Annotated in this window: 21 protein-coding genes and 1 riboswitch; of the genes, 14 read left to right on the forward strand and 7 right to left on the reverse strand. The window is 34.8% G+C overall.

Annotated elements, in window-relative coordinates:
• The first annotated feature begins 52 nt into the window (after nucleotides 1-52).
• Both JFT89_RS03240 and JFT89_RS03245 read left to right on the forward strand, forming a co-directional pair.
• Nucleotides 53-997 carry a phosphotransferase family protein gene (locus JFT89_RS03240; RefSeq protein WP_201039433.1) on the forward strand — a complete coding sequence of 315 codons (945 nt, stop codon included), beginning with the start codon at nucleotides 53-55 and terminating at the stop codon, nucleotides 995-997.
• A 48-nt stretch (nucleotides 998-1,045) separates the two neighbouring features.
• Nucleotides 1,046-1,756 (forward strand): YjjG family noncanonical pyrimidine nucleotidase, encoded by a 711-nt coding sequence (locus JFT89_RS03245; RefSeq protein ID WP_002066378.1) that lies wholly within the window; start codon nucleotides 1,046-1,048, stop codon nucleotides 1,754-1,756.
• Nucleotides 1,757-2,253: 497 nt separating this feature from the next.
• On the opposite strand, the gene JFT89_RS03250 is transcribed toward JFT89_RS03245, so the two are convergent.
• On the reverse strand, nucleotides 2,254-2,751 hold the full coding sequence (locus JFT89_RS03250) for a DinB family protein (protein ID WP_016096655.1): 498 nt from the start codon (nucleotides 2,749-2,751) through the stop codon (nucleotides 2,254-2,256).
• A 532-nt stretch (nucleotides 2,752-3,283) separates the two neighbouring features.
• On the opposite strand from JFT89_RS03250, the gene JFT89_RS03255 reads away from it, so the two are divergent.
• Nucleotides 3,284-4,246, forward strand: a complete 963-nt coding sequence (locus tag JFT89_RS03255) for a tubby C-terminal domain-like protein (RefSeq protein ID WP_201039434.1) — start codon at nucleotides 3,284-3,286, stop codon at nucleotides 4,244-4,246.
• Between the two features lie 301 nt (nucleotides 4,247-4,547).
• On the opposite strand, the gene JFT89_RS03260 is transcribed toward JFT89_RS03255, so the two are convergent.
• Together JFT89_RS03260 and JFT89_RS03265 are read right to left on the reverse strand one after the other, a co-directional pair.
• On the reverse strand, nucleotides 4,548-4,748 hold the full coding sequence (locus JFT89_RS03260; RefSeq protein WP_002084410.1) for a helix-turn-helix transcriptional regulator: 201 nt from the start codon (nucleotides 4,746-4,748) through the stop codon (nucleotides 4,548-4,550).
• Nucleotides 4,736-5,095, reverse strand: a complete 360-nt coding sequence (locus JFT89_RS03265; protein ID WP_016096653.1) for a DUF2178 domain-containing protein — start codon at nucleotides 5,093-5,095, stop codon at nucleotides 4,736-4,738. Before JFT89_RS03265 ends, JFT89_RS03260 begins: the two co-directional genes overlap by 13 nt.
• Before the next feature lie 331 nt (nucleotides 5,096-5,426).
• Here JFT89_RS03265 and JFT89_RS03270 point away from each other — a divergent pair, with 331 nt between their 5' ends.
• From JFT89_RS03270 to JFT89_RS03295, 6 genes are all read left to right on the forward strand, one after another.
• Nucleotides 5,427-5,621 (forward strand): hypothetical protein, encoded by a 195-nt coding sequence (locus tag JFT89_RS03270; RefSeq protein WP_002066080.1) that lies wholly within the window; start codon nucleotides 5,427-5,429, stop codon nucleotides 5,619-5,621.
• Nucleotides 5,622-5,709: 88 nt separating this feature from the next.
• The gene (locus tag JFT89_RS03275; protein ID WP_002066081.1) at nucleotides 5,710-6,435 is read left to right on the forward strand and encodes an ABC transporter ATP-binding protein; all 726 of its coding nucleotides are present in this window, start codon (nucleotides 5,710-5,712) and stop codon (nucleotides 6,433-6,435) included.
• A complete protein-coding gene (locus JFT89_RS03280; RefSeq protein WP_002137314.1) occupies nucleotides 6,428-8,092 on the forward strand; it encodes a putative ABC transporter permease subunit in 1,665 nt (554 codons plus the stop codon). The genes JFT89_RS03275 and JFT89_RS03280 overlap by 8 nt, the downstream gene beginning before the upstream one ends.
• Before the next feature lie 56 nt (nucleotides 8,093-8,148).
• On the forward strand, nucleotides 8,149-8,907 hold the full coding sequence (locus JFT89_RS03285; RefSeq protein ID WP_201039435.1) for an SDR family oxidoreductase: 759 nt from the start codon (nucleotides 8,149-8,151) through the stop codon (nucleotides 8,905-8,907).
• Nucleotides 8,908-9,396: 489 nt separating this feature from the next.
• On the forward strand, nucleotides 9,397-10,098 hold the full coding sequence (locus JFT89_RS03290) for a hypothetical protein (RefSeq protein ID WP_201039436.1): 702 nt from the start codon (nucleotides 9,397-9,399) through the stop codon (nucleotides 10,096-10,098).
• A 248-nt stretch (nucleotides 10,099-10,346) separates the two neighbouring features.
• A complete protein-coding gene (locus JFT89_RS03295; RefSeq protein WP_002066085.1) occupies nucleotides 10,347-10,634 on the forward strand; it encodes a hypothetical protein in 288 nt (95 codons plus the stop codon).
• A gap of 54 nt (nucleotides 10,635-10,688) precedes the next feature.
• Here JFT89_RS03295 and JFT89_RS03300 read toward each other — a convergent pair whose 3' ends face one another.
• Complete coding sequence (locus tag JFT89_RS03300; RefSeq protein ID WP_002066086.1) at nucleotides 10,689-11,156, reverse strand: hypothetical protein; 468 nt, start codon at nucleotides 11,154-11,156, stop codon at nucleotides 10,689-10,691.
• Nucleotides 11,157-11,346: 190 nt separating this feature from the next.
• A complete protein-coding gene (locus JFT89_RS03305; protein ID WP_063217596.1) occupies nucleotides 11,347-11,721 on the reverse strand; it encodes a winged helix-turn-helix transcriptional regulator in 375 nt (124 codons plus the stop codon).
• Between the two features lie 127 nt (nucleotides 11,722-11,848).
• On the opposite strand from JFT89_RS03305, the gene JFT89_RS03310 reads away from it, so the two are divergent.
• Nucleotides 11,849-12,529, forward strand: a complete 681-nt coding sequence (locus JFT89_RS03310) for an NAD(P)H-dependent oxidoreductase (protein ID WP_078205017.1) — start codon at nucleotides 11,849-11,851, stop codon at nucleotides 12,527-12,529.
• 84 nt (nucleotides 12,530-12,613) lie between these two features.
• Here JFT89_RS03310 and JFT89_RS03315 read toward each other — a convergent pair whose 3' ends face one another.
• The gene (locus JFT89_RS03315) at nucleotides 12,614-14,287 is read right to left on the reverse strand and encodes an alkaline phosphatase (RefSeq protein ID WP_201039437.1); all 1,674 of its coding nucleotides are present in this window, start codon (nucleotides 14,285-14,287) and stop codon (nucleotides 12,614-12,616) included.
• 267 nt (nucleotides 14,288-14,554) lie between these two features.
• Between JFT89_RS03315 and JFT89_RS03320 the strand changes: the two genes are divergently transcribed.
• Both JFT89_RS03320 and JFT89_RS03325 read left to right on the forward strand, forming a co-directional pair.
• Nucleotides 14,555-15,607, forward strand: coding sequence for a pyruvate kinase (locus tag JFT89_RS03320; RefSeq protein ID WP_016096646.1), 1,053 nt, complete (start codon nucleotides 14,555-14,557; stop codon nucleotides 15,605-15,607).
• A 363-nt stretch (nucleotides 15,608-15,970) separates the two neighbouring features.
• Entirely contained in the window at nucleotides 15,971-16,252 is a 282-nt protein-coding gene (locus tag JFT89_RS03325; RefSeq protein WP_002013967.1) for a DUF1292 domain-containing protein, read from the forward strand.
• Nucleotides 16,253-16,411: 159 nt separating this feature from the next.
• Here JFT89_RS03325 and JFT89_RS03330 read toward each other — a convergent pair whose 3' ends face one another.
• Nucleotides 16,412-17,707: a histidine--tRNA ligase gene (locus JFT89_RS03330; protein ID WP_207197170.1), complete on the reverse strand. Its 1,296-nt coding sequence runs from the start codon at nucleotides 17,705-17,707 to the stop codon at nucleotides 16,412-16,414.
• A 341-nt stretch (nucleotides 17,708-18,048) separates the two neighbouring features.
• Between JFT89_RS03330 and ybaK the strand changes: the two genes are divergently transcribed.
• Both ybaK and JFT89_RS03340 read left to right on the forward strand, forming a co-directional pair.
• The gene (gene ybaK / locus JFT89_RS03335) at nucleotides 18,049-18,525 is read left to right on the forward strand and encodes a Cys-tRNA(Pro) deacylase (protein WP_002066092.1); all 477 of its coding nucleotides are present in this window, start codon (nucleotides 18,049-18,051) and stop codon (nucleotides 18,523-18,525) included.
• A 563-nt stretch (nucleotides 18,526-19,088) separates the two neighbouring features.
• Nucleotides 19,089-20,396, forward strand: coding sequence for a condensation domain-containing protein (locus tag JFT89_RS03340; RefSeq protein ID WP_002066093.1), 1,308 nt, complete (start codon nucleotides 19,089-19,091; stop codon nucleotides 20,394-20,396).
• A 758-nt stretch (nucleotides 20,397-21,154) separates the two neighbouring features.
• A riboswitch (purine riboswitch) is annotated at nucleotides 21,155-21,258 on the forward strand.
• Nucleotides 21,259-21,269: the final 11 nt, after the last annotated feature.

A 21,269-nucleotide genomic window follows, 5' to 3' on the forward strand; every position in this document is an offset into this window, starting at 1 on the left:
TTGTTGCTATAATTTTGTTTATGAGGATTGTTGTGCACCGGGGAGAAAATGGATGAAAAGAACTTACGAATTGGGGGATAAAATGATTCATACACGTTTAAAAGCAGAGGGGTTAAGAGGAAAGCTAGCAACAATACTAAGTCAAGATTATAAGGAACTAGCTGTTCAGGATTTAAAGGTGATTGGAACGGGAGTGCAAAATATTGTTTTTCGCGGAGATTCAGAAAAGGGAGCTTTAGCTTTTCGAGTGCCGTGGGAAAGAGCAGTAGAAAATATAAATGAAGATTTATTTAATAGTCGGATTTCATTGCAAAAGGAAACAGAGCTTTCTAAGTTTTGTTATTCAAAAGGTATTCCAGTGCCAAAGATACATGGATTGCATCTTTCTGCCGAACTTGATTTTTTAATATCGGATTATGTATCTACTGATCATATGCCAATTTCTGCATGTAAAATAGGGAAGTTAGTTAGTGAGCTTCATAGTATACCAATCGATGGTTTACAATATGAGCAGAACATTAGAGAGCCGATTAGTAAGTATATAGCGGAACGCATTGTGAAACGGATAGAAGGTTTTAATACAATTACGAACTGTGGAATTAAACTTCCAGAGACAAAAACAATTGAACATATTCTTAGTACAGCTGATCATGTAAAGAGTTTATTGCATATGGACATTCGACCAGCCAATTTAATTGGATATAATGGAGAAATTAAAGCGATAGTGGATTGGGATAACGCTCTAATTGGTCATCCATTATTGGAGCTTATGAGAATAGCTGAAACGAATGAGGTGAATTGGGAAGAATTTGAAGAGGGATATAAGAATGATAGTATCTTTAACGCTACCCCGCATATTGTTAGTTTATTTTATAGGTTAGATACAGCAGTCATGCTTGCAAACTTATTTATAGCACATTTGAAAATAGAAGATAAAGGTGTATTCTATAAAGAGCGGGTTAAAGCACTTTATAATGAAATATATATAAGCTTATAATTAAGCTATGAGAATGAAGTTTTTAAATTAGGAATTGAGGCGAACATCATGAAATACAAAGTAATACTATTCGACGTAGACGATACATTATTAGATTTCCCTGAAACAGAAAGAAACGCATTACATAACGTGTTTGTACAATTTGGCATGCCTACAGGGTATAATGATTATCTTGCAAGTTATAAAGAGATTAGTAATGGATTATGGAGAGATTTAGAGAATAAAATGATTACGCTAAGTGAATTAGCGGTAGATCGATTTAGACAATTATTTGCTCTTCATAATATAGAAGTAGACGCGCAGCATTTTAGTGACGTATACCTTGAAAACTTAGGAAAAGAAGTACATCTTATAGATGGTGCAGTGCAATTATGTGAGAACCTTCAAGATTGCAAGTTAGGTATCATTACGAATGGATATACAAAAGTGCAACAATCTAGAATTGGAAATTCGCCTTTATGTAACTTCTTTGATCATATTATTATTTCTGAAGAAGTCGGCCATCAAAAACCAGCGCGTGAGATTTTTGATTATGCTTTTGAGAAGTTTGGGATTACTGATAAATCAAGTGTACTAATGGTTGGAGATTCGCTAACTTCTGATATGAAAGGCGGAGAAGATTACGGTATTGATACGTGTTGGTATAATCCGAGTTTAAAAGAGAATACGACGAGTGTTAAGCCGACTTATGAAGTGGAGAGTCTGCTACAAATTTTAGAAATTGTGGAAGTGGCGGAAGAAAAGGTAGTCTCATTTTAATCTTGTTAAGATTTGTCGAATAGTTGATATATTGTAAGTTACGGTAGATGTATTTGAAAATCGTGCATATAATTTCATATACTAAGATATGAGACAAAAAAGATGGCACCAAGTCAAAACAATTTTACTGAAAGAAAACAGAGATAAAATTAGAACCATTTAAACAAGCTGGAATTGAAATTGAGGATTAATGTGGAGAAGGTTTTGGAAAACAGAAATAACACTAAATAATATATTTAGCTGTTTGTAATTGGTCATTACAAACAGCTAAAAAAACGATTGCCTCTTAGGATCCAAGCAATCGTTTTTTTTATTTTTTCGGAGATGAAATTTGTATTTTTATACCCTATCTCCATCAAGTTTAAAAAATATTTGTTCCCCAGTAATGAAAAAAATGGATTTAATTCTCATAAATAACTGTAAAGTGGTAAAAATTTCGTTTTGGGTGTAATTCAAAATCTTAAGTTAATGGGCATGGGGTGGAACCCTTTCCTTGTTTAGACCGGATATCCGCCTGTTGGCGGTGGCCAAGCACTAAATAATCTGCGAATCAGCACAATTTCTCCTAAATGGTAGGAGTTATGAGATGCAATATTCCGTAGAACACCGCCAGGGGTTTCACCAGGCCATTCCTCCAATGTTTTGTCCAATTGAACAGTTTGGGCGATCGTGCATGCCTGTTCAATCCCTTGAAGAAAATACTGAATAATCTGTTGCCACTCTTCCTCACTGCCAGGGAATTCTTCTTCAGGCCAGCTCTCTTTTACATGGGCAGGCAATGCAGGCTTCTTCCCCTGAGCGGATAATAAGAGAAAATCTTGCCAATAGGTCATGTGTTTCACTAATTGATAAATAGAATAAGGCAGTTCCTCTCTGCGTTTTCCCGCAAGCGCCACGTCTATATCCGACAAAGCATTCTTGATGGGAAGATGTCCTCGTTCTCCTCTTAACGATTTTACTAATGCCTGGCTAAACGCTGTATTTGATTGCTCCATAATAACTGACTCCCATCCTGTTTTATTTTCTAATTTGCTGATTTTATGATTCCGTCTTATATGTACTAAATAAATTATAGAAGCTTTACGACTATTAAGAGAAAGTAAAATAAGGCAAGAATCACTGACTTCTTAACGTACAGGAAATCGTAGGTTTTTAATTGATTAGTACCTTAATGTACAATTGTATTAACAGATAAATCAAAGGTTCGAATGACAACATTCAGGTCTGCGTTAATGTCAGCCACTTTTGATTTTAGCTTTTCCGATCCCTCCTGAATTTTATCCAATTGATTTTATTGTGAATGAACTATGAGTTGATTATAATAATTAGAGTGAACTCTAAGTCAAGAAAAAAATAATAAAAGGATAGTTATTCTATTATGAGGGAGTTCGCGAAGCAAAAATAGCGCTACTATACTAAGGTCATTCACGTGTTATAATGCGATAATTAAATATTTATATATACATAGTTTCTCAGAGTGATGCGATGTCATGTATGAGCTGTGTAACAACTAGAGGTGAGTGAAGGATGTTAACGTTTTTACTTGAGTTAGACAAGGCTATTCCAAAGAAGGATGAGCCACGGTATGTTGCTTATGCAAATGGCTTTATCGAAGGGGATTTAACGATTTGTGTGGGTGACAGAGTACTTCTTCAGAAGTCATGCATGAAGGTCGCAGAGCTGGGCATTTATTTAGGACAGTGGATGGAACAAGTTCAACACGGGCAGAACGTACATATGAATTATGAAACGACTGACCGTGATGAGGTAATTCTTGGTTTCTTCTATGAAGAGGACGATCAGTGGAGGATTTCTTCCAGTTGGCAAGAATTTGAACTTCAGGAGCGTATACCTACTACAACATTAGTAGAGAGCGTTCAACGCTATTTGTATGAGCTAAATAAGGAACTGCGTGTGATAGAATATCCTGTGACGTTTGATCAGTACTTAAGAGGAGAGCGAATGATGCAGCTTTCTTACAAACGACTGTGTGAAAGTAAAGCGGACATGACGCCGATAGAGGTTTACAATGGAAGCAAACATGAAGGCGTAGTACGGGGTTATTATAAAAATGCGTTGATGAAAGTGCTAGACTTCATTCCGAAAGTTGGTAGTAATATCAATTACGAAATAAAGGATAGTAAGGATAATATTCGCATCATCGCAAAGGATGTAAGTAGGCGGCGCCAAAGAAAGATTTTAGTAACGTACATCGATAATGATGATGTAGAGCATGAAATAATGGTATGTGACGGAAAGTTATTGGATGCAAATTTCTTATTTACCTTTACATATAAGACAGAAGAATATGTTGTTCACAAAAATTCACTTGGGATTGGAAAGCTATTACGAAAGGGCTATGTAATCGCAGATTGGAATATTCGTCTTGAGGAAGATATGTATTACATCGAGATGAATGTATATGATGAGGATTATATAGAGGATCAATACTTACTGTTAGGCGTATTTCATGCGGTTTTGTATGGGTGATAAAGTGAAACTTTAATCAGTGGGGGTCTTATTGCCCGTAAATAGTGGGATAAATGAGAAGTACTGGTATTCTTCATGGAAAGAATACTGGTATTTTTTATGTGGTTCTGGAAAAAGTACGGTATTTTCGTTGCAACATACTGGTCGCTTTGGTGAATGTAGTGATAAAAACCATAAAAAATAGGCGTATCAAGCAAAGTGTTGATACACCTTAAAACTACATTGTTAAACAACATGCGTCGTCTAGTATATCTTTAATTACTTTAGATTCAGTATTATATATTAAACTTGGTGCCCTTTATTAATCCTCAAAAATAAAAACCTCATCAATCGTACTATGAAGTGCTCTCGCTATATCATGAGCAAGCTGTAAGGAAGGGTTATACTTTCCTTTTTCGAGATGGCTAATCGTTTCACGACGTACACCAACTTTTTTCGCTAAATCTTCCTGCGTCATATGTACTTTGGCACGATATTCTTTTATCTTCGTTACGAACGCCATGGTGCATCTTCCATTTCATCAACTGGTTTATCGTAAAAGAACATAGAGAATCCGAATGTAAGAATGAGTGTGCTGAAAATAAGAGCAATATCAATCTCTTGTAGTGTAGGATTCGGAAATAACATTTCAATAAAGATAATGATAGCTGTTGTTAATATTATAATAATGAATGCATTTCGGCACGATTTATTGACAATTTGTTCAAAAAGCTCATCATGATGAACTTTTCTATACGTCGTGAAAAAGGAGAAAAAACAGAACATAGTAAACAATCCTTTTTCATAAAAAAATCCGAGAAACCCAAAGAAACCGAGAAATCCTAAATATTTTATCCAAGTCGTTTTCATGATAGATTCTCCTTTCGATGTTAGAAATAAAGTGAAACTTTAATCAGTGGGGGGTGTTCATCCCCCACTGATTATTAGCCTTCACCAATCGGGCGTTTACGGGCAGCAGGGCTCCCACCTAACTTCTTTGCTCCAGCCGAATTTTGAGGTGGGAGTCTTACTGTCAGTTAATGCGGGATAAATCACTATATGTTATAAATATATCACATATGGAAATTCATAGTAATAATAGTTTTACGATTTATTTCATAATAATAGCAAAAAAGGTTAAATATTCTGTAAAATAAAAAGGGAAATATCGTAAAATGGATGTAAGGAGGGGGAGGAAGAAATGTTAACTGGGATAATGATTGTTATATTACTTGTAGTTATTACTGTAATTGGAACGGTGTTAATTGGGCGAAATGGTGATGCGAATTATAGTAAAGCGACAACAGGAAATATTAAACGACTTACGATGATTTATATAATACTAGCCGTTGTTTTAATCGTTGGATTAGGAATTTATATTTATTTTAAAGGTTGAAAAAACTGAAAAATATAAAAATCTAAAAATATAAGTATGCTATAATGTTAATATAGTTAATTGGTAATTAAGGAAAGGATTGGATGTAATGATCGAAATTTTGAATGTGTCAAAAAGTTATAATGGATCTAACTATGCAGTAAAAGATTTAAGTTTATCTGTACCGAGCGGAGAAATCTTTGGGTTTTTAGGACCGAATGGTGCGGGTAAATCAACGACAATTAAGATGATTACTGGTATTCATGGGGTGGACAAAGGAACCATTACAATCAACGGTAAAGATATTATGAAAAATCCGATGGAAGCGAAGAAAACATTTGGCTATGTTCCAGATAGCCCGGATATGTTTTTACGCTTAAAAGGGATTGAATATTTAAACTTTATGGCTGATATGTATGAAGTACCGAAGGAAGTAAGACAAGAACGAATAGAGTCATTAGCGAAGAAGTTTGATCTGTACAATGCTTTATCTGATCAAATTCAAAGTTATTCACACGGTATGAGACAAAAGATTGTTATTATCGGTGTGCTCGTACATGAACCAGATGTGTGGATTTTAGATGAACCGTTAACAGGGCTTGATCCGAAATCTGCCTATATTTTAAAAGAAATGATGAGAGAACATGCAGATAAAGGGAAGATTGTATTTTTCTCGACACACGTATTAGAAGTAGCTGAAAAAATATGTGACCGCGTCGCGATTATTAATAAGGGAAATCTTCAGTTTAAAGGGAATTTAAATGAAATGAGAGACCATTTTGAATCCAATGAATCACTTGAAAAAATGTTCTTGGAGATGACGGGAAATGAGTAAAATTTGGACGTTAACGAAGGTATTATTGAAATTAAATTATGCAGATTTCATAACAGATAAAAAGAAAAGATGGGCGTATTTATTTTCATTTGCAGCCATTTTATTTGTAGGTTTTTTAATATTCGGTTCGATGACCCATGGAATATATGAAGGAATGATACACCTCGGACAGGATCCAGGAATTGTTATTGCGATGGGATTAGCAGTTGCTAGTATATGGGTATTTTTGATGAGTATTATGAACATTTTAACAGTGTTTTACTATAGTAATGATGTTGAAATGTTGCTACCGTTACCATTAAAACCAGCGCAAATTATTTCGGCAAAGTTCTTTACAGTGTTAATTACACAATACGTAATGAGCTCGTTTATTTTATTGCCTATCTTTATTACTTACGGTTTAAAGAGTGGTGCTTTCATTACATATTACATTTATATGATTGTCATTTACTTATTCTTCCCGATCATTCCGCTAGTTTTAGCTTCGTTAATTATGACAATTATTATGAGGTATACGAATATAGCGAAAAATAAAGATCGAGGAAGTATATTTATTGGAATCGTAAGTATACTATTTATCGTCGGAATCAATGTATTTATGCAATGGAGAAATAAAAGTGCAGTATCTGGAGCTGGAGATTCAGTTGCGAATTATCTTACAAATAATCAATCCTCCCTTTTCATACAAATGACAAATTATTTTCCGACAACATATTTTGGTGCAATGGGATTAGTAGAAAATGCATCGTGGAAGGGAATATTATACGTACTAATATACATTCTTATTTCTATCGCATTTTTCGCGCTGTTTTACTACATTGCAGAGCGTACATATTTGAAAGGAGTTATTGGACTTTCAACGAGTACAGCAAAGAAAGAGGTAATTTCAGCAGAAGGTTTACAGAAATCAACGGTACAAAGTTCTCATTTAAAAGCATATGTGAAAAAAGAATTTAAAACGTTATTCCGCACGCCACAATTTTTCTTAAATTGTATTGTGCAAACTTTCGTTATGCCAATTATGCTGTTCTTTGTTTTGTTTGTACAAGATGGAAATTTGAAATGGATTACAGGGTATATTGATAATCCAGAATCAGCAGGTTTCGCAATTGGTGTTGGCCTTTGTGCATCCTTATTTTTAATGGGGAGTAACGTTATTGCAACAACGTCATTCTCACGAGATGGAAGCTCTTGGTTTGTGAATCGTTACTTACCAGTAAAGGCTTCGGATATCTTTTTTGCGAAAGCAATAACTGCTTGGTTAATTAATGTGGTCATTTTAGCAGTATTCGGTATTACGATGGCAGTTGTAGCAGGTATTTCGCCAGTCTTCATGATACTTTGGTTCTTACTAAGTGCGAACGGTTTATTGTTAATTAATTTAATAGGTACACGCTGGGATGCACAAACTGCAGATATTCATTGGGATACAGAACAGAAATTATTTAAAAGTCGATATACAACTTTGTGGAATTTTTTAGCTAATATTTTAATAGCTTTAGTTATTGTAGCGGGTGTAAGTGTATTATACTTCTTCCTTCAAGTAGGACTTTGGATTATGTTTATCGTTTTATTTGTAATGTTTACGATTGTAAATTATATCTTTATTAAAATTTTAAAATTAGGCGCTGAGCGTATATTGTCAAATATTCAATAAGAAGGTAGATCCTCTGTATTCGTGCAGAGGATCTACGTATAGATGGAGGAGAAAAGGTGAGGAAAATAGCAATTGTAACAGGGGCAACTCGTCTGAATGGAATTGGTGCAGCTGTATGCAAGGTGCTTGCTCAAAAGGGGATAGACGTCTTTTTCACGTACTGGCCTCGGTATGATAAAGCGATGCCATGGGGAATGAATGATCAAGAGCCCTTTTTGTTGAAAAAGGAAATTGAAAGTTACGGCGTTCGATGTGAAATGGCAGAAATCAACTTATCGCAGTCTTATTCGCCTAATCGTGTATTGTTTATGGTATCAGAACGTTTAGGTGATCCATCTATTCTTATTAATAATGCGGCGTATTCTACTCCTACGAAAATTGAAGAGTTAGATGTAGAACAGCTAGATAAACATTATACGGTTAATGTTCGTGCTCCTATACTATTAAGTTCATTATTTATGAAACATTTTTCACTCAAAACAAGTGGTAGTATTATCAATCTTACTTCTGGGCAGTCACTAGCGCCAATGCCAGATGAACTGGCATATGTAGCGACAAAGGGAGCAATAGAAGCATTTACTAAGTCAGTTGCACCAGTAGCTATGGAGAAGGGGATTACAGTCAATGCTGTTGATCCAGGACCGACGAATACAGGATGGATTACAGAGGAATTACAGCATCATTTAGTATGGAAATTCCCGCAAGGTAGAGTTGGAGAATCGGTGGATGCGGCACGTTTAATTGCTTTTTTAGTAAGTGAAGAGGCGAAGTGGGTTACTGGGCAAGTCATTCATTCGAACGGTGGTTATTTATAAAAATATTATGTTAACAAGTGTTGAGAAATAAAAAAATTAGTAATTATTTTGTTTTTTTTATAAATAAAATGTCAAGAAAGATAAAAAATTGATAGGGGAGTATGTTGTCATTTGTAGATTGTAAATCTTCATGTGACAACATACTCTTTTTCTTTTGCTACAGAGGAGGAAAATGTAGTAGAAAAAACTCGAATATTAAAATAAATTTATCGTTTTTTGTACGTATTATTATGAAGATTACTGTCGGAAAGATGGTGATTCGTATGAAAAGGGATTTTTTAAGGGGAAATAGAATCGTAAAGAGGAGGATAAAGTGAAACTTTAATTAGTGAGGGGGTGTTTATCCCCCACTGATTATTAGCCTTCACCAATCGGGCGTTTACGGGCAGTTGATCTCGCACCTAACTTCCTTGCACTATCCGACTTCTGAGGTGGGAGTCTTACTGCCCGTTAATGCGGGATAAATTATATAAACATAGGGGGATTTATATGAAAATGAAAAAGGTCGCTATCGCATCAGTAGCAATTGGTACAATGCTTTCAATGGCAGCTTGTAGTACCTTCACAGATAAAGATGAAGCGAAGAAGGATCCAGCAACAGCGCAAAATGAAGAGCAATCGAAAACGACAAGTGCAGATGAAGCGTCAAAAACAACGAAAGATACTGAAAAAGACACAAATACTTCTTCGAATGAAAAAACAGATAAGGATGCAAAAAATACAAAGGAATCATCAGGAACAGAAAGTAACGGAAAAACAACAAAAGAAAAAGAAACAACAGGAAAAACGAATGATCAAACTACTAGCGGGAAAACAACAGATCAATCAACTAGCGGGAAAACGACAGACCAAACGTCAAGTGGAAAAACAACGAAAGATCCGAAGAAAAGCGTAGCTGTGAAAACAAATGTAAAAGAAGTCGTTACATTAATTGAAAGCTTAGACAAGCAATTAGCTGCAAATCCTAAATTAGAAACAGTTAATAAACTTGGAAAACAAATTAATGAGAAGTGGGATGGCATTGAAAAAGAGTTAGAAGCATCGCATCCGACTGAATATAAAACAATTGGCCAAAGTATGTATCCGCTAATTGTAGGAGCGGAGAAAGAAAAGATTGATGTTAATAAAATGAAGTCATTAACGACGAAAACGAAAAAAGATTTAAATCAATTATTAACGAAGCTTTCATAGTTTCAAAAGCCTACTCGTGTGAGTAGGCCTTTTTAGTTTGTTGTACATTCTCGTTGGGTGTTAAGAAATAAAGACTTCATTTGAAAGGAACATCACAATGATAAAAAAGAGTGATAACTATTAAAGATATTCTTTAATAGGAAGTCATATAAAATGCTCCCTTGTATTTATATTTGCAATTTAGTAGTTTTTAAAGTTCATTATTTTCTACAAAAATTTTATTTTGTAGAAAAGGGGAATGGATTGATATGTACGATAAAGAGAAAATTTATGATGAGGAAAATGCACCGTTAATGCAGCAGATTCTTGAAATCTGTAAAAGAGAAGAACTTCCAATGGTAGCTCAGTTTTATCTCGCTGAAGAGTCGCCATATGATGAGGAGTCAGTTACACCATTATATTGCACATCAATTATTATTCCTGGTGATCGTAACGATGAGGAAGGTATCCAACAATTGCAGGATATTGACGAGGTAATGAAATATGGAAAGAATGGTCCTCCATACTTTATGGCAGCAACAATACGAAAAGAATAAAAGAGCAGCTAGCAAAAGCTAACTGCTCCAATCGGTAATATTATTCCAAAAGTACTATTTTTCAAACTCGTCTAGTGCTCTTGCAGCAATTTTGACTTTAGAAAATGCACCACTGTTATTTTTAAATACAATCTGGTATTTACCATTAGGAAGCCAATCAGACCACTCAGTACTAAATTCATTAATAGTTTGTTGTCCAGGTGTTAACTTTCCGTTTGATAACCATCCACCTTTAGAATTATATAAATCATAACTGAAAGTTTCATTACCAATATTTTTAAGGAAAACTCTTAGATCCTTCCCGCCTTCATGGTGAAATTTGTAAATTCCTGAACCGTAAAAAGCGAACTCTTCATTAGCCTCTAAAGCATATTGAACTGGTGGAAGTTGCACTTGATTAGACTCAGTACTTGCAGGACTTACCTTTGTTTCTTCGGTTGCCGCGAATGTTGAAGTTTGACCTAAGCCGATAAGAGATGCAGCAATTACAGGGATAGCTAAGAATTTTTTCGAGATAAACACTCCTTATGGTTTTTAATTGAAATTTGCTCTCAAATACATAATAACCAATTAAGATGAATAAATTAATAGATAAATATCGTGTTTTACAAAAGTAATCAATAATTTACAAATAACGCAACATATTGCCAAAAAGTTAAATAAGGCAATCTTTTTTGAGTTGTTTGTAATGGCTAATTACAGGTTTAAAATATTATTTAGTGTTATTTCTGTTTTCCAAAACCTTCTCCATATTATTAGTCGCCCATTCCTTCATTAATAGGATAATTGGACGTAGTGACTCTCCAAGTTCTGTTAATGAATATTCTACTTTAGGAGGTACCTCACGATATACCTCACGATGTATGATGCCATCTGCTTCGAGTTCTCTAAGTTGAAGTGTTAACATTCTTTGGGTGATATTAGTATTTAATCTTTTTAATTCATTAAATCGCTTCTTACCATCTAATAAATGATAAAGAATAACCCCTTTCCACTTTCCGCCAATAACCTCGACGGTAGATTCTATTGGACAAGAATATTTATTTAAAAATGAACAATTTATATTATTTTCATTTGAATTTATCATAAAAAGGCACCTCTTTAACAATGGTATATTTTTTGATACTATAACACAAAAATGTGCGTACTTGTATCATCGTTGTTTAAAAAATATAATTTAGTTAAGAAATAATTTAATGAAAAGAGGATTTTTTATGACTAACACAACACAAAGTACAAAACAAAAAATTATGGAGGCTTTTAATTTTAGGCATGCATGTAAAGAGTTCGATCCTATGAAGAAAATTTCAGAAGATGATTTTAAATTTATTTTAGAAACAGGAAGATTATCTCCTTCTTCTTTTGGATATGAGCCTTGGAAATTTATTGTGGTACAAAATAAAGAATTAAGAGAAAAACTATTACCATATTCATGGGGAGCAGGTGGGCAACTTTCAACAGCAAGTCATTTTGTCATTGTTCTTTCAAGAAACATCAAAGATATGCACTATGATGCAGAGTATATTCAGCACATGATGAAAGATATTATTGGATTGCCTGAAGAAGCCCAACAAATGAGATATGAATTCTTCAAAAAATTCCAAGAATCGGATTTTAAATTGTTAGACTCCGAACGTGCTGTATTTGATTGGTCATCAAAGCAATCTTATATTGCTTTAGCTAATATGATGACTAGTGCAGCTCAAATCGGTATTGATTCTTGTCCAATGGAAGGATTCGATAAAGAAAAAGTAGATTCTTTACTTCGTCAAGAAGGAATTTTAAAAGATGATAATCTTGAGGTATCAGTTATGGTTGCATTTGGATACCGTAAAGGAGAACCAAAATTTAATAAAACAAGACAAACTATGGATACTATTGTTGAATGGATTTAATAAGATAAATTTGTATCCATATAACGAAAAAAACGCTACCCTTTCTATAGAAAGGATAGCGTTTTTTTATGTCTGTTTTTAAATTTAGCGAGAATGCTTTGTGAATAGTTGAAGTGCTTTTTCAGGTACATAGAATTTCCCGTTGCTTTCTACAACGATGCCTCCTAATTCATAATCTTTCCCACCAATATAGATAATGTTTTTATTAACAAACAATTTGGCCTCCGTATTATTGCGTTTTACTACAAGCACCGGGTTTCGTACATCTTTTTTGTCAATCGTTACAGTTGCACCAATTTGTTTAAAGGATGTTTCAGCATCTAAGAATAATTTCTTAGATAATTCTCCTAATTGAAAGCCCATTGCTTTGGCCATTATTTTCGCAATGTCTGTATTTTGGACTAAACCGTATGGCTTTTGAGGACCGTAAGAGTATAAGAATACATCTTCACCCGTATGACCACCAGTTGTAAAACCGATGTTCGCCCGGTTGGCCAATAATTTAGTAAGGATCGGACCTACATCAGTTTTCTTTTGTGCAGCGTTTAACTTTTCTCTTTCATTATCAGTTAGGTCGTCTAAACCGTAAAGAGCAGCGACCTCTTTTATATTAGATAAATCATCTTTTAGTTTATTTGTAGCACCTTCAAGTGTCATTTTTGCCTTTTTCAGTGGGGCAATGTAAGCTGATACTGGTGTAGTATCATATCCTTTTGTGGTATTGCTGTTGCCAATGGAAATACCGCTATTACCATGATCCGCTAAAGCAATGACCATAGTGTTACCGTCTTTCTTCGCAAATTCTAATGCTTCTGTAACTGCATCATCAAATGCCAATACATCGCTAATCATCCCGATTGGGTCATTTGCATGTGCTGCCCAATCTGCCTTACTACCTTCTACGAATAAGAAAAAACCATCTTTATCTTTTGATAATGTTTGAATTGCTTTTCTCGTCATCTGGGAAAGAGTTGGTTGCTTAGGATTGGTTATTCTACGATCCATATCGAACGCAAGGGCAGTATTAGAGAAAGAACCCCAGATCTTCTTTGATTTGGAGTTTAATAACGCATCTTTTGTTTCGACAAAGTCGTACCCTTTTCCTCGAATTACTTTTACTAAATCTTCGTTGTCTTTACGAATTCCGTTGCTTGTCGTAGGCTGAAGTGCTGCCTTTCCACCACCTAATACAACTTCTATATTTTGATACACTTGCTGTTCACCAAGTACTTCGAAATCTTTACGGTTAACGTGGTGGGCAGAGAAACTAGCCGGAGTAGCATGTTGAATTTCTGATGTAGCAATGATTCCTGTCGCGCGGCCGGAACGTTTTGCGCCTTCTAAGACGTTGGCAACTGGACGAAACTTGCATTCTTCTTTCACTGGTTCTAAGCCAGGTGAATTCACAACAGAAGGTAATACGCCCACGTAGCCTGAATTTGATTTATTTCCTGTCGCTAAAGCTGTGGCTGCTGGTGCAGAGTCCGTAATAGCCGATTCTGCTGAGTATGTACGAACACCTCCGGATACAATTTGATCTAGTGCAAGAGGTGAACCTTTATACCACCGGGTTAATGTTGTAGCAGAAGAACTTGTCCCATCTATAACCATGAAAATCACATTTTTAGGTTGCTTTCCTGCTTTTTTCGTCTCAGCTTTTACCTCGTTATCGTTCATTATGATTCCTGTTGCTAATGTAAATAGTGCTACCGTTCCCGCTAATGTTAGTCCCATTATTTTTTTTCGAAGAGTAGTCATTGTGGTTCCTCCATAGGTCGTTTTCGATATCCCAATCTAACGTTCGTATGTAAACAAGATTCATTATTAGTAGTACCCCATTGCAACGAAACTAACAATAACGATTGAGTCAAAATGTGGGGCACAAAAAGTTAAATTAAAGCTATTTCTTCAGCAAAATATTCTCTTCATATAAAACCTCTTTGCACCCTTAGTTACACGGTCTTTCCTATAAAAAGAATCTTCTCTTTATTTTATGGGAAACATTTAAAAAAGGATGGTGGGGACATGACAATTGATCGAGTTTGTACAATTGGGCCAGCGAGTAATAATGAAGAAACGTTAGCGCAGTTAATAAACAATGGTATGAAAATTGTTCGGTTAAATTTATCACATGGTACGCATGAAAGTCATAAAGACATCATTCGTTTAGTAAAATCGTTAGACGATTCTATTAAAATTCTAGGGGATGTACAAGGTCCTAAAATAAGATTGGGTGAAATGAAAGAGGAACAAATTACACTTGAAGCAGGGGAGTTATTTACTTTACATACCAATCCAGTTCAAGGGAATAAAGAAGAGGCAAGTGTTGATTATGTAGGGATCGCGAATGACGTGAAAGTTGGAAGTAGAATTCTTATTAATGATGGAGAAGTTGAGTTAATCGTTGAAAAGATAAGTTCGGAAAAAATAGAAACAAGAATAAAAACAGGTGGCAATATTTCCTCTCATAAAGGGGTGAACTTACCAGGTACAATTGTTAGTTTGCCAGCTATTACGGAGAAAGATAAAAAAGATATTCAATTTCTTCTAGAAGAGGAAGTTGATTTTATTGCGTGTTCTTTCGTTCGAAAACCTAGTCATATAAAGGAAATACGAAGTTTTATACATGAACATAAAGAAACATCTCCTAATTTAATTGCAAAAATAGAAACGATGGAAGCAATCGAGAATTTTCAAGACATATGCAAAGAAGCGGATGGCATTATGATCGCAAGGGGAGATTTAGGTGTGGAATTGCCGTATCAATTTATTCCGCTTTTGCAAAAAATGATGATTCGTGAGTGCAATCGAACGAATACATATGTCATTACAGCGACACAAATGCTTCAATCTATGGTAGATCATTCTATTCCTACAAGAGCTGAGGTGACAGATGTATTTCAAGCTGTATTGGACGGGACGAATGCTGTTATGCTTTCTGCTGAAAGTGCGTCAGGAGAGCATCCAATCGAAAGTGTGAAAACGTTACGTCTCGTTTCGGAATTCGCTGAGCATGTGAAAAAAGATGGGCCTTTTGCGATGAAAGATGTATTGGAATTGCTGCATAAGTCTCTTTAGTTTATATAGAAGGATTTATCTCTCATCCTAAAAACGTACGGAAAGGAATCAGGATAGGAGGTGCTATTTTAGTATTTACTTACAGATTGAAAGGTGGCATTCCAGCTGCCTATATGAAAGAATCATTATGGAACATGGAGGTCTTTCGGAAATCTAAAGAAGGATTTTAAATTAATTAATCCAATTATCTCATTTAAAATATGTTCATTCCTATTCATAAATGATATCCTTATAGTTGAATACTTTTGCTGAATCAGCAAGAATTTGTTGCTCTTTCTGTATGAATTCAACTTTTTTATGGAAAGATATGTTAGTAAGTGTGCAATTTGAACGTTTTATTTTTTAGAGTATGATAGGAGGAGAATGAATATGGAAGCAATTGAAGTAGGCGAAATTTTTAGTCTTACCGATGAGAATAATGAAGAACAGGAAGTTGAAGTGCTTGGAGCGATGGATGTCGAAGGTGCAGAATACATTGCGGTTGCCTTTGTAGAAGACATTCAAACAGAAACTGAGGAAGACATTGATATCTTCTTTTTAAAAGTAGAAGAAGATAATGAATTCTCATACATAGAGAATGACGAGGAATTTGAAAAAGTATCTGCGGCGTTCGAGAAGATTATGGACGAGCAAGAACAAGAATAATAATAAAAAGAGTTAGAAAAAAGAGGGAGATGCATATCTGCCCTCTTTTTTTGTATATGGTTGAAAATCACATTTATAGAAATCAATAATTATATTATGTAAACTAAATGACTCTTTATTTATGCACTAGAAAAACCACCCAAATGAGGGTGGCGCTTATTATATATAGTTATTAAATGTGTTATTTTCCAAGGAAGAGAGGGAAATCTTCACTTCAGTACCTTCCTTCATATTACGCAATACAACTGTTTCTGTAGATAGTTCCTCTTCACCAATTATTAGCACATACGGGATATTTTCTTTATTTGCATAATTAAGGGCACGTTTCAATTTACGTCCAGCTAGTTCAAGTTCGATTTTTAAGGAAGTAGTAGAACGCAATTGCTGGGCGATTTGTAAACATTGTAATTCTGTCCCGAGTGGAATGATAAAAAGATCCGCTGTAGATGATGTTGTTGATTTCTGTGATAGAGCTGCATAAATGACATCTAAACCGAATGAAATCCCTACAGTTGGATAGCTCATATTATCACCACGGAAGGCTCCGATAATATTATCGTAACGACCACCGCTACCGATACTAGATGTAATCGTGCCATCTTTTAGAAAGATTTCATACACAGTGCCTGTATACATTGTGAGTCCTCTTGCTAAAAACGGATTGAATATCGTATTTTCATTTATTCCGAGAGCGAGTAAGTATTGCTGTAATTGTTGCAATTCGTTTACTCCATCGTCAACAAGTGGATTATTGAAAGTTTCTTTAAAGTCGGCAATAGTAAGTTTTAGGCAAGATAAAACAGTATTACATATTGTATCGGCCATTTCTACAGTAATCCCGCGCTCCAATACATCTTTTCGTACACCATCAATCCCAATCTTTTCGATTTTATCCAATGATAAAATTACGTCACTCGTTAGTTCAGTAGGGATGTTAATAGACTGGAGAATACCGTTTAACAATTTTCGGTTATTATATTGGATCGTTACTTCTAAGTTTAACGTTCGGAACAGCTCAAACGCCATGCTCATGAGTTCAGCTTCCGCCATGACTGATTCTACACCGACTATATCAACGTCACATTGAATGAACTCACGGAATCTTCCTTGTTTAATTGGCCCATCTCGAAATACTTTCCCAATTTCATAGCGTTTAAAGGGTAGGCGGATGTTCGGATTCATCGCCACGACTTTTGCGAATGGAATTGTTAAATCATAACGTAAGGCAAGATCGCGTTTTCCTTGATCCTTAAGTGTATATATTTCTTTTAAAATTTCATCGCCACCACCGTACTTGTAAGACATAAGCTCATACATATTTAACGTTGGTGTCTCTAACGGTTTACAGCCATAACGTTCAAACGTATCTTCACATGCTCTTTTAATTTTATTTCGCAGTACTTGTTCCTCTGGTAAATAGTCTTTTGTCCCTTTTACATTTTTCATTTCCACCATAATCACTCCTCTTTTAAATTAAAAAAAGCTATGCGGGTATAAAAATACCCACATAGCTTTATGAACGCTTCGTGGGTCAACAGGAAAAGCCCTGTACCCACGAAGAAAAATTTTTCTTCGGATACACGGCGTTACGTATGATGATGAAGTTGGAAAGACGTATTAAAAGTTCGCATTAAAAATCTCTCCTTAACATAAGTTTTTCCAAATTATATCAGATGAATTTGGAAATATCAATATTTTCAGTTTTGGATAATACGTGAAGTTATGTAGGAGAAATTGAAAAGAGTGTATAATAAAAGAAAACTTAATGATATGAACTAACTTTTAAGGAGATCCTCATGAAAAAAGATAAAACAAATGCGATGCGAATATTAGATAAAGAAAAAATTGAATATTCCATGATGTCATACGATCCAAACGATGGGAAAATTGATGGCGTATCAGTAGCGGATAAAATTGGACGAGAAGTGAGAGAAGTATATAAAACACTTATCGCTCAAGGGAATAGTAAGGATTATCATGTGTTTATTATTCCGGTAGATGAGGAACTAAATTTAAAAGCAGCGGCAAAAGCGGTAAGTGAAAAGAAGATTGAAATGATTCCTGTTAAAGATATTACGAAAGTGTCAGGGTATATTCGCGGCGGTTGTTCACCAGTAGGGATGAAGAAGCTATTTTCTACATGTATTGATGAGAGCGCCCAATCACTTGAAACAATCATTGTAAGCGGCGGGAAAATTGGTGCACAAATTGAGCTTAAAGTGGATGATTTAGCGAAAGTGACGAGAGCGCAGTTTGGTGAAGTAACGAAGTAAATATACATAGGGAAAGAAGTTCTAGTTTTATTAAATTCAGATAATAATTTATAGGATAGTTAGTCCATTATGAGGGCGGATTATCCTTTTTTATTTACATAATGAATGAAATAAATAAAGATTGAATATTCAGTTTAATAATAATGAATAAAAACATCTAAAGAAATATGATAAAAGGTTGGTGGTCCTCCATGCCCATCAACCTTTTAGTATGAAGTAACACCTGAACGTATTATATTATTGTTTTTTATTAACAGACATAAAAAAGATTTACTTTTTATTGATATTTTCCAAACACTATTATAAAATGTTTGCATATATATAAACCGAATAAACATTTGTTTGATTTTACAGGGAGAGATAGGAAGGGTTAATAATAATGAAATAATGGGTATATCACCTACAAAGAGCCGCGAAAAGAATGGGGTCAGTACGGAAAAGATGCTTCCGTAAAAAAACAAAAAATAAGAATTATTTGTTCTTGAAGAAAAGTGACTAGAAAAGTTACAACCATATGGAGAATAAGGTTATACGACAAAAAGTCTTAAAAGGGGGACGAAATTATGGAACAAAGAAAGTTTTCAGTAACACCTCAAGATCGAATGAATTATTTATTAGGTCTTTATGCTGCAGATCAACAAATTAATGCAGTTCTTTATTTTCCTGTAGGTATATCAAAGGAAATACTTGAACAATCAGTAAGGATAACGTTACAATTGCAGCCGGTTTTGAACAGCCGGTTTGTAGAAAATGATATTCCTTACTGGGAGGAACATTCATCTGCCACTAACTCACCTATTTGCCTTTTTACAGAAGGAAATGATCAAGAACTTGAAATAATGGCAATAGATTTTATTAAGGAACCTGGTGATCGTATTCAGGGGCCTATGGTTCAAACAAAATTATTACGAGGCACTACAACAGACATGTTAGTTGTGAAATTATCTCATCTATGTTCAGATGGTGCAGGGGTCAAGGAATATATTAATTTGCTTGGAGCAATTTATACTCAACTTTCCTTGGGACAATCTAAGAATCAAATTATAAGGGAGTTTGGTGAGGGAAATGAGGGTTTTCGAGATCAATCACATGTATTCAAATATGCTGGAATATCGGAGATAAAAAATGCGTATCGTCCTAACCAAGAACAACAGGCATCGTTATGGTCTTTTCCATCTCAACCCAACAAAAATAAATCCCCCCAAATGTCCGTACGGAGGTTGAGCCATGAGCAATCTCTACGTCTAACCCGATGGACAAAAGCACAACAGGCTACCTTGAATGATGTAATCATGACTGCATACTTCCGATCTTTATCACATTTCACTGTGTATGCAGAACCTCGCACCGCAGAAAAAATGATCGGTTTGACAATTGATTTACGTCGATATCTGCCTAATTATACAACTGGTGCTATTTGCAACTTATCCGGCATGGAAATGCCAGTGATTAAAATGGAAGACGATGAAACATTTCATCAGACTCTTGTTCGAGTTAAACAATCAATGGATAAAATAAAGTCTCAAAATCCAGGTCTTTCTTCAGCAGCAGGAATGGAGATACTGGCAGGTATGAAGCTATCTGTGGTGAAGGAAATGTATAGTCGGCAATACGAACAGGCTTTACAGATGGGGATGGCGTTGCCATTACTGACAAATTTCGGGGTGATCGGTGATGAACCTATTCAGTTTGGTGAAGTTCAAGCTGAGGGTGGGTATATGACGGCACCCATTATGTATGCGCCATTCTTTTCAATGGGTGCAAGCTCTTATAATGGAAGACTTACATTTACGATTGGTTATCATACACCGGATACATCAAAAGAAAAGGTAGACAAATTTTTAGAAAATATTGTGAATCAACTACCATAAATAAAAGAGAATATAGCGCGAAAATTTCTAGCAGGATTGTATTTTAAGGGCTCGTCCCATGTACGGCGAGTCTCTTTTATAAACGCTACACTTACCAGACAGGTATTACTCCTGATAAAAATTTATCTTCGCTTGCTTCATAAAATATTTTTGTTAAATCTACTCTGATCATTTGCATTTGTTCAGCACCTATCTTTATGTTTCATATTTATGGAAAACCGTAGTGAAAAACAATTTGCACCGTGAGAAAAACAAGATATATCGGCATAAAAGTACTAAAAAAGAGTGGATTTAAACTAAACTTTGAATCAGCTCTTTTTATTATTTTTTGAAATGTTTCATACCTATTATTCATAATAGGTGTACCGTCCATGCACATCAACCTAAGTTTTTAATATAGCCTCAAAACGAAAATTTTATATTTCTACAGTTATTTATGAGAATTCAGCTCATTTTTTGCGTTTTTGGGAAGAGCGTATTTCTTAAGTTGATGGGTATGAGGAGATACCCCTATAAAATCTATGACCTAAATATAAGCTTATTGGAGCTTCTTTTTATTTTGGACGTATGTTTCCTAACGGTTGTTGTGAGCTAATATAGTTTAGTATATGTTTTTTTGTTTTTTTCTTAATAATATTCATTTTAAAATGGTTTTTTTATTAAAACACCCTTTAAAAACGAACTTTATTTAAAGTTTAATGAAAAACGTTCATATTTTCGTTGTATATTCACTAATAGTTTGTTATATTATCCATATAATAATTTTAAATAACATCACTCGTATATACTCGGTAATATGGTCCGAGCGTTTCTACCTAGTTCCCAATGAAAGAACTGGACTACGGGTTAAAGTATTCGGTCGCTTTCTGTATT

Origin of the sequence: Bacillus sp. TH25, from assembly GCF_016650935.1 — a bacterium.
Lineage (GTDB): Bacteria > Bacillota > Bacilli > Bacillales > Bacillaceae_G > Bacillus_A > Bacillus_A mycoides.